Source organism: Burkholderia cepacia GG4 (assembly GCF_000292915.1).
In the GTDB taxonomy this organism is placed as follows: domain Bacteria; phylum Pseudomonadota; class Gammaproteobacteria; order Burkholderiales; family Burkholderiaceae; genus Burkholderia; species Burkholderia cepacia_D.
The window spans coordinates 1,018,890-1,030,490 of record NC_018514.1 but is presented as its reverse complement, the minus strand read 5'-3'; the positions used below and the strand labels follow the sequence as shown (position 1 = coordinate 1,030,490).

General features: G+C 67.2%; 13 protein-coding genes and 1 riboswitch. Of the genes, 5 read left to right on the top strand and 8 right to left on the bottom strand.

What is annotated here, in order from left to right:
* Positions 1 to 44 precede the first annotated feature (44 nt).
* Both GEM_RS20460 and GEM_RS20455 read left to right on the top strand, forming a co-directional pair.
* Entirely contained in the window at positions 45 to 1,124 is a 1,080-nt protein-coding gene (locus GEM_RS20460; protein WP_014899287.1) for a helix-turn-helix domain-containing protein, read from the top strand.
* Positions 1,125 to 1,198: 74 nt separating this feature from the next.
* Positions 1,199 to 1,392, top strand: a riboswitch (cobalamin riboswitch).
* Between the two features lie 337 nt (positions 1,393 to 1,729).
* Positions 1,730 to 3,658 carry a TonB-dependent receptor domain-containing protein gene (locus GEM_RS20455; RefSeq protein ID WP_014899286.1) on the top strand — a complete coding sequence of 643 codons (1,929 nt, stop codon included), beginning with the start codon at positions 1,730 to 1,732 and terminating at the stop codon, positions 3,656 to 3,658.
* 115 nt (positions 3,659 to 3,773) lie between these two features.
* On the opposite strand, the gene GEM_RS20450 is transcribed toward GEM_RS20455, so the two are convergent.
* A complete protein-coding gene (locus GEM_RS20450) occupies positions 3,774 to 4,412 on the bottom strand; it encodes a LysE family translocator (RefSeq protein ID WP_014899285.1) in 639 nt (212 codons plus the stop codon).
* Positions 4,413 to 4,527: 115 nt separating this feature from the next.
* Here GEM_RS20450 and GEM_RS20445 point away from each other — a divergent pair, with 115 nt between their 5' ends.
* Together GEM_RS20445 and GEM_RS20440 are read left to right on the top strand one after the other, a co-directional pair.
* The gene (locus GEM_RS20445; RefSeq protein ID WP_041490770.1) at positions 4,528 to 4,989 is read left to right on the top strand and encodes an Lrp/AsnC family transcriptional regulator; all 462 of its coding nucleotides are present in this window, start codon (positions 4,528 to 4,530) and stop codon (positions 4,987 to 4,989) included.
* A 58-nt stretch (positions 4,990 to 5,047) separates the two neighbouring features.
* Complete coding sequence (locus GEM_RS20440) at positions 5,048 to 5,464, top strand: VOC family protein (RefSeq protein ID WP_014899283.1); 417 nt, start codon at positions 5,048 to 5,050, stop codon at positions 5,462 to 5,464.
* A gap of 43 nt (positions 5,465 to 5,507) precedes the next feature.
* Here GEM_RS20440 and GEM_RS20435 read toward each other — a convergent pair whose 3' ends face one another.
* From GEM_RS20435 to GEM_RS20425, 3 genes are read right to left on the bottom strand one after another with little or no spacing between them, the layout of a single operon-like run.
* Positions 5,508 to 5,861 carry a copper-binding protein gene (locus GEM_RS20435; RefSeq protein ID WP_014899282.1) on the bottom strand — a complete coding sequence of 118 codons (354 nt, stop codon included), beginning with the start codon at positions 5,859 to 5,861 and terminating at the stop codon, positions 5,508 to 5,510.
* A gap of 39 nt (positions 5,862 to 5,900) precedes the next feature.
* Positions 5,901 to 6,692, bottom strand: coding sequence for a DUF2182 domain-containing protein (locus GEM_RS20430; RefSeq protein ID WP_014899281.1), 792 nt, complete (start codon positions 6,690 to 6,692; stop codon positions 5,901 to 5,903).
* Entirely contained in the window at positions 6,689 to 7,333 is a 645-nt protein-coding gene (locus tag GEM_RS20425; RefSeq protein WP_014899280.1) for a DUF1326 domain-containing protein, read from the bottom strand. Before GEM_RS20425 ends, GEM_RS20430 begins: the two co-directional genes overlap by 4 nt.
* Positions 7,334 to 7,677: 344 nt before the next feature.
* On the opposite strand from GEM_RS20425, the gene GEM_RS20420 reads away from it, so the two are divergent.
* Positions 7,678 to 8,841 carry an MFS transporter gene (locus GEM_RS20420; RefSeq protein WP_014899279.1) on the top strand — a complete coding sequence of 388 codons (1,164 nt, stop codon included), beginning with the start codon at positions 7,678 to 7,680 and terminating at the stop codon, positions 8,839 to 8,841.
* 23 nt (positions 8,842 to 8,864) lie between these two features.
* Here the strand turns inward: GEM_RS20420 and GEM_RS20415 are convergent, their stop codons facing one another.
* From GEM_RS20415 to GEM_RS20400, 4 genes are all read right to left on the bottom strand, one after another.
* Positions 8,865 to 9,113, bottom strand: a complete 249-nt coding sequence (locus GEM_RS20415; protein WP_014899278.1) for a hypothetical protein — start codon at positions 9,111 to 9,113, stop codon at positions 8,865 to 8,867.
* A gap of 207 nt (positions 9,114 to 9,320) precedes the next feature.
* Positions 9,321 to 9,851, bottom strand: a complete 531-nt coding sequence (locus tag GEM_RS20410) for a transferase hexapeptide repeat family protein (RefSeq protein WP_014899277.1) — start codon at positions 9,849 to 9,851, stop codon at positions 9,321 to 9,323.
* 3 nt (positions 9,852 to 9,854) lie between these two features.
* The gene (locus GEM_RS20405; RefSeq protein ID WP_014899276.1) at positions 9,855 to 10,817 is read right to left on the bottom strand and encodes an electron transfer flavoprotein subunit alpha/FixB family protein; all 963 of its coding nucleotides are present in this window, start codon (positions 10,815 to 10,817) and stop codon (positions 9,855 to 9,857) included.
* A gap of 16 nt (positions 10,818 to 10,833) precedes the next feature.
* A complete protein-coding gene (locus GEM_RS20400) occupies positions 10,834 to 11,583 on the bottom strand; it encodes an electron transfer flavoprotein subunit beta/FixA family protein (RefSeq protein WP_014899275.1) in 750 nt (249 codons plus the stop codon).
* Positions 11,584 to 11,601 lie beyond the last annotated feature (18 nt).

Genomic DNA, 11,601 nt, shown 5'->3' with positions numbered 1-11,601 from the left:
GGCCGCTCACCGGCCCCTGTCGCAACGATCAAATCGGGAGAGACATGAAACAGCGCGCATTACCGGCACGCGGCCGCGTGCTGCCGGGTCTCGGCGCACGCCTGCTCGACGAGCTGACGCGCAGCGGCGCGCCGCCGGCGCAACCGCCTGCGCCGCCTGCCGTTGCTGCTGCGACGACGACGCCCGGCGGCTTCGTCGCGCTGTATCGCGACGCGATCGAGCGGCTCGAAGCACAGGTCGCGCGCGGCAACGGCCATCCGCCGATGCGCAAGCAGGAAGTCGACCTGCTGTGCCGCTGCCTGCTCAGTTGCGCGACGCTCGCCGACGCGATCCGCTGCGCGGCCGAGTTCTGCGAGATGCTGATGCCGCGCGCAGGCGTGCTGTCGCTCGCGGTGCGTGACGGACGCGCGACGTTCCGGATGGATTCGCTGCGCCGCACGCGCAGCCCGGCCGCGTGCCTCGTCGACTTGACGGGGCTGTTCTGCTATCTGCAGCTGTTCGGCTGGCTGATCGGGCAGCCGCTGCGGCCGGACGAAGTCTGGCTCGGCCATCCGTGCCGCGACGACGCGATGCCGCTGCTCGGGCTGTTCAACGCACCGGTCGCCGTCGGCCGCAAGACCTACGGCTTCGCGTTCGACGCGGCGCGGCTCGATGCCCGCGTGATCCGGCAGCCGGGCGAGCTCGACGCGTTCCTGGTCGATTTTCCGTTTCGTCTGATCGATGCGGCGCCGGCCGTCGTGTCATGGGCGCAGCAGGTGCGCGGATTTCTGGACGCGGCGCTCGCGCGCGAGCAGACGCTGCCGACGCTCGCGGCCCTGGCGGCGTGGCTCGGCGTCAGCGAGGCGACGTTGCGGCGGCGGCTGGCGGCCGAAGGCAGCGGCTATCACGCGTTGCGCGAGCAGTGTCTCACCGACGTCGCGCGGCGCTGCCTGCACGAGTCGGACTGGCCGGTCGCGCGGATTGCCGCGCATCTCGGCTTCGGTGGCGAGGAAGCATTTCGGCGTGCATTCCTGCGGTGGACGGGCATGGCGCCGAGCCGGTTCAGGCGCGCTTGCAGCACCGCCGACAGCGCGTTTCGTCAGACTGAAAACGGCGCTCGCATGCCCGAATCGAAACAATTTTGAAATAATTCGTCGAACAATGACGTTTTTTTGCATCTCCGCTCGCCCCGGCGATTGACGCGCCGGAGCGCTCGCCATTAGGCTTGCGCGCTGATGGTTCCCCGGAAGGGGATCAAAAGGGAACGCAGGAGAGGCAGCGCCTCGAATCTGCGGCTGCCCCCGCAACTGTAAGCGGCGAATCCGCGCCACCGCACGCCACTGGGAAACCGGGAAGGCCGGCGCGGATGATGACCCGCGAGCCAGGAGACCTGCCATCGACCCGAGGTCCAAGCAGCCGCACCGGGCGGGGTGTCCCGATGCGCCAAGCACCGCCGTTGGCGGTCGCCCCGTTGCATGGACGGCCCGACCTCAGGACCTTTCCGATGTCCATCCTTTCCGCCTCCGCTGCCACGCCGGAAGCGTCGCGCCGCCGCGCCGCCAGAGTCGGCTGCGTATCCGCGCACTTACGCCGTGCCGTGTCGATCGTCTCGTCCGGCTGGTGCCCAGTCGAAACCCGCGACAACCGTCCACGCTGTCCGGTCTCGCGATAGACCAACCCGAACCAGGCGGCACCGCCCGCCCCCCGCTTACCGTCGCCGTACCTGCAACACGCTCACCCTAGCTGCCTCATGAACCTTCGCCACCTTCTCGCCACGTCCGCCGCCACGGCCCTGCTCTCCCCGATCGCCCATGCGGCCGGCGACCCGGCGCTCACGCCGTCGTCGCAGCCTGCGGACGGCACCGACCTGCCGACGATCAGCGTGACCGACACGCGACACCTGCCCGAATCGTTCGACCAGCGCTATGCGACCACGCAGGTGCTCACGCGCGCCGATCTCGACCGGCTGTCGCCGAGCGACCCGAGCATCACGCAGGCGCTCGCGACGCTGCCGGGCGTCACCGTCTCGCAGACCGGCGGCCCCGGCTCGTCCGCGTCGGTCAGCATCCGCGGCTCGTCGTCCAGCCAGGTCGCGGTGTTCGTCGACGGGATCCGGATCGGCTCGCCGACCACCGGCATCGCGCCGTGGGCCAACCTGCCGACCGACGCGTTCGAGCGCGTCGAGGTGATTTCGGGGCCGGCCGCCGCGTCGTTCGGCGCGAACGCGATGGGCGGCGTCGTGCAACTGTTCACGCGCCGCGCCGCCAACCAGCCGAACCAGACCACCGTGTCGTTCGGCGGCGGCTCGAACAAGACCTTTGACACGCAGCTGCGCACGTCGGGCACCGTGCCGTCGACGGGGCCGCTCGCCGCGCTCGGCGGCCTCACCTATGCGCTCGGCCTGCACGACTACAACACGGCCGGCATCGACGCGACGCGCCCCGTGTTGCCGTACCACGAGGACGGCCGCAATCCGTATCACGCGCAGGACCTCGATGCGCGCCTCGGCTACGCGCGCGACAACTGGTCGATCTCGACGTTCGCGCTGTATCACCGGTCCGACCTGTCCTATGACAACGCCGGCTTCGCGAACCGCGAGCTCGATCATCAACTGACGACCGGCATCGCGTTCCATCTCGACATCACACCCGACACGCAGTTCGACCAGTCGTTCGGTTATGCGAACGACCGCCAGTTCCTGTATGCGAGCGACCCGACCATCCCGACCGACCAGATCAACTCGCAGCGCATCAGCACGTCGACTTCGCTGACCCATCAGGAGCACGGCTTCCACCTGTTCGGCCTGCCGCTGTCGGGCGAGACGAAGGTCGCGTACGACTTCACGCGCGAACAGGCATTCCTGCCGGTCGACGCGCCGAGCGGCGTGCCCACGCGCAACGATTCCGCGTTCTCGCTGCATCAATCGGCGACGCTCGGCAGCGTGACGATGTTCGTCGCCGGCCGGCACGAGATCATCGCCGGGACGGCCGTGAACACCGGCAACGCGGCGCTGGCATGGGCGATTACGCCGGTGTACACGGCGCGCGTGTCGTACGGCAATGCGTTCCGCCTGCCGTCGTTCAACGACCTGTACTACCCGGGCTACGGCAATCCGAACCTCAACCCCGAACGCAGCGATTCGGTCGAGGCCGCGCTCGACGCGAACACCGCGTACGGCACGTTCAGCGCCGCGGTCTACGACACGCGCGTCAACAACCTGATCGCGTACAACCCCGCGACGTTCTCGCCGATGAACATCGGCCGCGCGCATATCCAGGGGATCGACCTGTCGTACAAGGGCACAATCGGTCGCTATACGCCGGTGAGCGTCGCGATCGGGTTCCTGAATCCGCAGGACGAAACCAACGACAGCTGGCTCAGCCGCCGGCCGCGCCAGACGGTCAGCGTCAACGTCGACCACACGTGGGACGAATTCCAGCTGCACGCACTGAGCACGGGCGCGTCGCTGAACTACGGCGGCACGACGTTCGACGACCCGGCCAATACGACGTATCTGCCGTCGTACCTGACCGTGAACCTGCGCGCGTCGTACCGGGTCAACGCGCACCTGACCGTGTCGGCGACGCTGTCGAACCTGTTCGACCGTCAGTACATGACCGCCTACGGCTACAACACGCTCGGCCGCACCGCGTTCGGCAAGGTCAGCTATACGTTCTGACCGGGGCGGCCGGTTCATCGACGCCCGCGGTTGCGCGCGTCGATGCGGACACGGTTGCGGGTACCGGATGCCGTCGTCGTGCGCGAGCGAACGCGTTCGCTCGCTGCGGTTCGCGTCAGGACCAGACGACGCCGCGCACGCCCGCGATCAACTGGATCGCGCCGAACAGCGCGATGACGACGGCCGACACGCGCGACAGCCGGTGCATGAACGTCAGCGACATGTTCGTGCGCAACGCGGCGGTCGCGCTGCTGAGGCACAGCCACCACGTCGCGGAGCCCAGGAACACGCCGGCGACCATCAGCGCGATGGTCGGCCCCATCGCGCCTTCCCCCGTGCCCGCCAGCGGGCCGAGGGCCGCGAAAATCCCGACGAACGACAGGATCGTCATCGGGTTCGACAGCGTGAGGCCGAACGTCGTCAGGAAATCGCGCAGCACGGTCGTGCGCGGCAAGTCGCGCGGCGCCGCGGACCCGGCCGGCGCCTGCCGCGCGATGGTCCAGGCCAGCCACACGAGGAACGCGCCGCCGCCTATTTTCAGCGCGACCGTCAGCATCGGGAACGCGGTGACGATGCCGGCGACGCCCAGCGCGCCGAGCAGCCCGTAGATCGCGTCGGCGCATGCCGCGCCGATCCCCGTGGCGAACCCCGCTTGAAAGCCGCGGCTCAGGCTGCGCTGGATGCACAGCATGCCGATCGGGCCGACCGGCACCGCGATCGACAATCCCATCATGACGGACTTGATGAACAGCATGGCCGGCTCCTTGCGACATGTAATGACATGCATCCGAATCGTAGGGAAAGTCCGATCGCCGATGAAGGCGGTTTTTAAGGAAAAATGGCGGCTCCACCTTAAAAAACCTACCGCGATGGACGAACTCGACTGGAAGATACTCGCGCTGCTGCAGGCCAACGGCCGCGTCAGCTACACGGAGCTGGCCCGCCAAGTTCACCTGTCGGTGCCGGCGGTGACGGAACGCGTGAAACGCCTCGAATCAGCCGGCGTGATCGACGGTTACACCGCGCGGGTCAATCCGGCCGCGGCCGGCTACCCGGTGAGCGCGCTGATCGGCATCACGGTGCCGCAGCCGGCGAAGGCGAAATTCCTGAAGCTGCTGGAGACGATTCCGGAAGTCGTCGAGTGCCATCACGTGACCGGCGCGGATTCCTACGTGATGCGGCTCGTCGCCGTCAGCATGACGCACCTCGAACGGTTGATCGAGCGCATCAACCTGTACGGCGAAACGCGCACGTCGATCGTGATGTCGACGCCGCTGCCGGCGCGCGGGCTGGCGCGCCCGTCTGTGGGGATCAAAGGCATTCGGGGGTGACAGAACGCCTCACGCTGCGCGATGCTGTACTCACCTTGCACGAACCGGACAATCTGCCATGCCAGTGATCGGACTCAATCATTACAACCTGCGCGCGGATCGATCGACGCTCGATACGCTGCGCGATTTCTACGTGAACGTCGTGGGCCTCGAGCTTGGCTTTCGGCCGCCGTTTCAGAGCGCCGGCTACTGGCTCTACGCAGGAGCGCAAGCGATTCTCCATCTGTCGGAAGCGCGGCCGGGCGAGGTGCGGCCGGCGCACGTCGTCAATACGTTCGACCATGTGGCGTTTTCATGCGCGAACGCCGCGGACGTCGAACGGCGTCTGGCCGATGCTCAGGTCCGGTACACGCGCCGGTACGTTCCGCTCACGAGTCAGTTGCAGCTGTTTTTCACCGACCCGGCCGGCAATGGCGTCGAATTGAACTGCGCCGATGCCGACGGCGATTCCGGTGACGGCCCGGGTCAGCACTAGCGGCTCGTGACCGTCGCCCGGAAAGCGATCGCTTGCGCGAGCGTCACTGCCGTTGCACGAGCTTCACGATCGTCAGCGTGCCGTTCACGCGTTCGATCCGCACCCTGACCTTGTCGCCCACGTGCAGCGATTCGATCATCGCCGGGTCGCCGGCCTTGAACGTCATCGTCATCGGCCCCATCCCGACGTTCTCGAGCGCGCCGTGCTTCAGCGTCACCATCCCGTGCGCGGCATCGATCCGCTTCACTTCGGCGTCGGTCAGTGCGCTATCCGGCGCCGCCATCTTCATGTCGCCCATGTTCATGTCGGACATGCTGCCGCCCGCGCATGCCGGCCTCGCGACGACGGTCATCGCGCCGAAGGCTGCAACGGTGACGGCGATGGATCGGATCTTCATCGATAGACTCCCCGGTACGGCCGGTAACGAATGCGCCCGCTAAACCAGCAACGTCGCAACGGCCCACGCGATCAGCACGACGCCCAGCGCGCGGCCGACGCGCTCGCCGCCGGGCAGCACTTTCTCGACGAGCACGAACAGCGACAACGCGACGATCCACACGACATTCATCACGCCGCCGACGAACAGCAGCGCCATCAGCAGCCAGCAACAGCCCACGCAATACGCACCGTGCCGCACCCCGAGCAGGAAGCTGCCCGCGACGCCCGGTCGCCAGTACGTGGCGAGAAAACGAACCGGCGACCGGCATTGCCGCAGGCAAGCGTGCTTCAGCGGCGAGAACTGATAGACGCCCGCCAGCGCGAGGACGGTCGCGGAAAGCGCGGCGCTCTTCGACCACAGCATCATCCCGGAGATCAGGCCGGCGGGCTGCAGCAGCCGCTGGAGCACGGCCGCGCCGACCGAGAACGCGAGCCACGCGCTCAGGTAGCCGGCCAGCAGGAACGTCGACATCAACGCCGAGCCGGAACCGTCCGCATCGTGATGCCGCAGCACGCGCCGGTACAGCAGCACGAGCGGCGCCGCGCCGGGCGTCATCATCGCGATCATCATCACCCACCACATCAGGATCACGGTAGCGAGCGACGGATCCATGGCGCCGAGGTCGTCGGCCAGCCGGTGCGGGAACAGCGCGACCGCCGTCATCTGCAGCGCCGACATGCCGGTGCCCGCCCCAGTCCACAGGTAGACCCAGCACGCGCCGACGAGCACGGTCATGCCGAGCAGCGTGACGACGCGCTCCCGTCCGAGGAATTCGTCGACCGGAATCATGCCGCGACGCGATGCCGGACCACTCCGTGGTTGTTCAGGTGCAGCCGCGCGAACTGCGCGTAGCTCCGCTCGAGATCCAGCTCGATGTGGCCATGCGAGCGGCCGGTGCCCGACCCGATCTCGGCAAGCTCGTACTCGAAGCCGTGCGGCAGGTCGATCCGCACGCGATGGTCGGCGCCCGTCACCGGATTGCGGATCGGTTCGCCGACGACGTCGAACACGCCTTCGACGCTGATCCGGCCGCGCCGCGCATCGACATCGACGTCGAACTCGATATTCGTGAAGATCGGATCGTAGGCCTGCTCGAGCGTCGACGCGAATACGGAGAACATCGTCGCGAATGGATCGGTATCCTGACCAGTCATGATCTTCAGCACGGCCTCGCACTGCGCCGGGCTGGCCCGCTCGTCGACGATCGGCTGGCACCTTCCGTGGCCTTCGTGAATCGGCCCGGGCCACTGGAATACGACCGCGATCCGGACGCCGTCGAGCACCACGTCGCCGTAGTGTCCGCTGTCGATCGAAATCGCACCCATCGCTTCGCAGTTGCCGTGCGTCGGCAGCGAATTGAACTGGCAGGGGCAACCGTATGAGCAATTGCAGTTCAGCAGCTCGGTTCCCTGAATCTCCCACGGCGTCATGGCTCCACCTCGCACATTTGGTGACACATATCACGCTTCGAATCTAGTGCACGGCACTGGGGAAAGCAAAGCGCGCCCGAGCGGCGCCGACGCCCCGGCAAAGCGCTGCCGGCGCGGCCTGCAACAAGGCTGATCCGACGAATCGATCCTCGCGCCGCGACCACGTCGTAACGGGCCGCACACGGCCAAATGGAGCATCCGGCGCATCCGGTTCGCGCCAGGTCCGACGAAAGCCGGCAGGACCGCCGCGACATAACGAATGCGGGGACCCCGCATGGGTCCTGGTACATACTGTTTCGCAGTCGACGATTCTCCGACCGTCACCGCTGCCCAGGATGGCTGTCATGCGCGTTCACAGTGCGTTGCTGTTCCTCTTCGGCACCCTGCTCACCGCGGGCGGCTATGGCGCGACCTTCCTGCTATCGATGCGATTCCGCGCGATCGGCGGCAGCGACCTCGATACCGGCGCGGCGCTTGCCGCCGCAACGGTCGGCACCTTCGCCGGCCTGTCGTTCGTCGGCTGGTTCTCGCAGCAGATCGGCACGGCGCGCATCGCCGCGCTGTCGTCGCTGTGCATCGGCACCGGCATCGTCGGCTTCGCGCTCGGCGGACGCGTGCCGTCCGCCGACCTGGCGTCCGGTTTCCTGGTCGGGTTCGGCTGGGGCGCGTTTCACCTGGCCGCGCCGATGTCGCTGGCCGAGCGAACCAGCGGCGCGGAGCGCGGCAGATGGTTCTTTCGATCGGCGACGTTCCAGATGACGGGGATCGGCGCGTCCCCGGCGTTTGCCGCGTATGCGATGAGGATGCTCCACTGGTCGATCGAAGACACGCTTTATGCGGTCGGCGCCCTGTGCGTGGTGGCGTCGCTGCTGCTGGAAACATTCGGCCGACTGTGCCCGCGCAAGCCCGCATCCGTGCCCGGCGGACGCTGGGTGCGCGACCTCCGCGCCATCTCGCGCACGCGCGCGGCCGCGCCGATCGCGATGATCGCACTCGGCACCTGCGTGTTCTCCGGCCTGATGACGTTCCAGATGTCGCTGATGCAAGGCACGCACGCGCGCCCCAGCACATTCTTCAGTCTTTACACGATGACGGTGGTGACCGCGCGCTGGCTGCTCGGGCGATGGGTCAGGATGGCGCGCCCGGAAACGGCGACCAAGGGTTTGCTCGTGATGATGCTGCTCGGCGCGCTCGCAATGTTCGGCGCGTCCGCGCATGCATCGTTCCAGTCCATCGCGGCCATTCTGCTCGGCGCCGGCTACGGTCTCGTCTACCCGGTGATCCAGGCGCAGGCGGTCAACGATTGCGCGGACACGCAACGGCACGGCGTGCTGACGTGGTTCGTCGCGTCGTATTTCCTCGGTGCATTCGGGTTCCCTTCGGTCGGCGGCTGGGTGATGGTGCACGCCGGCAAGGGTGCATTGCTGATGCTGATCGCCAGCTGCGGTCTCGCGGCGCTGTCGCTCGCGATCCTGCACGACCGGCCGGAGCCGGTGCGCACGCAATAAGCGGCGGCGCGACGCCCGCCCGGCTAGCCGGGCTTCTTCGGCGCGCGCGCGATGGTGAACCACCCCATCAGCGCGCCCGCGACCCACGCGCAGGTCAGCAGCAGATCGAAGTCCATCATCCCTTCGAAATTCGCGGTGTTCTCGAAGCTGCAATGCCGGCTGCCGAGGAATTCGATGCAACCGCTGACGACCCACTGGACGTGCATGAATACGTGATAGAAGGCGAAAGCCGAAGCAATGATGGCGACACGCAGGCGTATATTCGTTTTCATTCGGCGCCGGAGGCGGTGGGCTGGTCTGACGCCGATCTTAAGACAACGACGCCGCATCAGGCAATCGCTGCGGCACGGATGTCACGAACGGCATGCACGATCGCGCGTCGCCATCGGCATAAACCCCGAGAAAAGCCGCGACCGAACGTCACACGCGCGTGCCGATCGTCGACGAGCGCGCACCGCCGGGACGATGGCGCGCGACGCTTACGCGTCGTCGACCTGCCTGAGCTCCTTCAGGCAATCCACCGCCAGTTGCTGGTAGATCCGCGTGCCGTTCGCCTTCGCGACGATCTCCGCCTCGCTCAAGCGCCGCACCACGCGCCCCGGCACGCCCGCGAGCAGCACGCCGGGCGGCACGTCGTAACCGGCCTTCACGAACGCGCAGGCGGCGACAATCGTCGTCGCGCCGATCGTCGCGCCATCCATCACGACCGCGTTCATCCCGATCATCGTGTCCGGTTCGAGCGTCGCGCCGTGCACGATCGCGCCGTGGCCGATGTGGCTGTTCACGCCGAGCCGGCACGTCTCGCCGATGCCCACGTGCAGCACGCAGCCGTCCTGCACGTTGCTGCCGTCGGCGACGACGATCGCGCCGAAATCGCCGCGCAGGCTCGCGTGCGGGCCGATATAGCAGCCCGCGCCGATCGTCACGTCGCCGATCACGACCGCGCTCGGGTGCACGTACGCGGACGGATCGACGCGCGGCCGCATGCCGTTGAATTCGAACAGCGGCATCGCTCAGAGCACCGCGGCCGTATCGGGCACGAGCGTGAACAGGTCGCCGACCACGCCGTAGTCGGCCACGCTGAAGATCGGTGCGTCCGGGTCCTTGTTGATCGCGACGATCACCTTCGAATCCTTCATGCCGGCCAGATGCTGGATCGCCCCCGAGATGCCGACCGCGATGTACAGCTGCGGTGCGACGATCTTGCCGGTCTGGCCGACCTGGTAGTCGTTCGGCACGTAGCCGGCGTCGACTGCCGCGCGCGATGCGCCTAGCGCCGCCTGCAGTTTGTCGGCCAGCGGCTCGAGTACCTTCGTGTAGTTCTCGCCGCTACCGAGACCACGGCCGCCCGACACGATGATCTTCGCGCTGGTGAGCTCCGGACGGTCCAGCTTCGTCACTTCACGGCTCAGGAACTGCGAAATCCCTGCGTCGGGCGCTGCATCGATCTTCTCGATCGATGCGCTGCCGCCCTCCGCCGCAACCGGATCGAAACCCGTCGCACGCACCGTGATCACCTTGACCGGATCGCCCGACTGCACCGTCGCGATCGCGTTGCCTGCGTAGATCGGGCGCTCGAACGTGTCAGCCGACACCACCGCCGTGATGTCGGAGATCTGCGCGACGTCCAGCTTCGCGGCGATACGCGGCGCGACGTTCTTGCCGTAGGCCGTCGCCGGCGCAAGGATGTGCGAGTAGTTCGACGCGACGGCCAGCACCGTCGCTTCGACGTTCTCGGCGAGACCGTCCGCGAGCTGCGGTGCATCGGCCAGCAGCACCGTCGAAACACCGGCGATCTTCGCCGCTGCGTCGGCCGTCGCTTGCGCATTGTGGCCGGCGACAAGAACGTGAACGTCGCCGCCGCCGAATTTGCCAACCTCGACCGCCGCCGCCACCGTATTCAGCGTCGCGACCTTGATCGGCGAAGCGCCACCCGCCGTTGCCGCATCGTGCTCGGCAATTACCAGAATCGTCATGTCCTTCCGCTCCCTGTTACAGCACCTTGGCTTCGGTCTTCAGCTTGTCGACCAGCGTCTTCACGTCCGGCACCTTCACGCCGGCCGCGCGCTTCGGCGGCTCGTTCACCTTGAGCACCTTCAGGCGCGGCGTCACGTCCACGCCGAGATCGTCGGGCTTGACGGTTTCCAGCGGCTTCTTCTTCGCCTTCATGATGTTCGGCAACGTCACGTAACGCGGCTCGTTCAGGCGCAGATCCGTGGTGACGACGGCGGGCAGTCGAAGCGACAGCGTTTCCGCACCACCGTCGACTTCACGTGCAACGGTTGCCTTGCCGTCGGCGACCGTCACCTTCGACGCAAACGTCGCTTGCGGGAGACCCGCCAGCGCGGCCAGCATCTGGCCCGTCTGGTTCGAATCGTCGTCGATGGCCTGCTTGCCGAGGATCACCAGTTGCGGCTGCTCCTTGTCGACCAGCACCTTCAGCACCTTCGCGACGCCGAGCGGCTCGACGCCGTCATGCGCTTCGACGAGGATCGCGCGATCCGCGCCGATCGCCAGCGCCGTGCGCAGCGTTTCCTGCGCCTGCGCGACACCGACCGACACGGCCACCACCTCGGTCACGACGCCGGCTTCCTTCAACCGCACGGCCTCTTCCACCGCGATTTCGTCGAACGGGTTCATCGACATCTTCACATTCGCGATGTCGACGCCAGTGCGATCGGATTTCACGCCCACCTTCACGTTCGCGTCGACCACGCGCTTCACTGCCACGAGCACTTTCAACTGCCTGTCTCCTGTTTC

Coding starts and splice junctions, on each gene's coding strand:
- GEM_RS20460 (WP_014899287.1), top strand. CDS start 45: ATGAAACAGCGCGCATTACCGGCACGCGGCCGCGTGCTGCCGGGTCTC.
- GEM_RS20455 (WP_014899286.1), top strand. CDS start 1,730: ATGAACCTTCGCCACCTTCTCGCCACGTCCGCCGCCACGGCCCTGCTC.
- GEM_RS20450 (WP_014899285.1), bottom strand. CDS start 4,412: ATGCTGTTCATCAAGTCCGTCATGATGGGATTGTCGATCGCGGTGCCG.
- GEM_RS20445 (WP_041490770.1), top strand. CDS start 4,528: ATGGACGAACTCGACTGGAAGATACTCGCGCTGCTGCAGGCCAACGGC.
- GEM_RS20440 (WP_014899283.1), top strand. CDS start 5,048: ATGCCAGTGATCGGACTCAATCATTACAACCTGCGCGCGGATCGATCG.
- GEM_RS20435 (WP_014899282.1), bottom strand. CDS start 5,861: ATGAAGATCCGATCCATCGCCGTCACCGTTGCAGCCTTCGGCGCGATG.
- GEM_RS20430 (WP_014899281.1), bottom strand. CDS start 6,692: ATGATTCCGGTCGACGAATTCCTCGGACGGGAGCGCGTCGTCACGCTG.
- GEM_RS20425 (WP_014899280.1), bottom strand. CDS start 7,333: ATGACGCCGTGGGAGATTCAGGGAACCGAGCTGCTGAACTGCAATTGC.
- GEM_RS20420 (WP_014899279.1), top strand. CDS start 7,678: ATGCGCGTTCACAGTGCGTTGCTGTTCCTCTTCGGCACCCTGCTCACC.
- GEM_RS20415 (WP_014899278.1), bottom strand. CDS start 9,113: ATGAAAACGAATATACGCCTGCGTGTCGCCATCATTGCTTCGGCTTTC.
- GEM_RS20410 (WP_014899277.1), bottom strand. CDS start 9,851: ATGCCGCTGTTCGAATTCAACGGCATGCGGCCGCGCGTCGATCCGTCC.
- GEM_RS20405 (WP_014899276.1), bottom strand. CDS start 10,817: ATGACGATTCTGGTAATTGCCGAGCACGATGCGGCAACGGCGGGTGGC.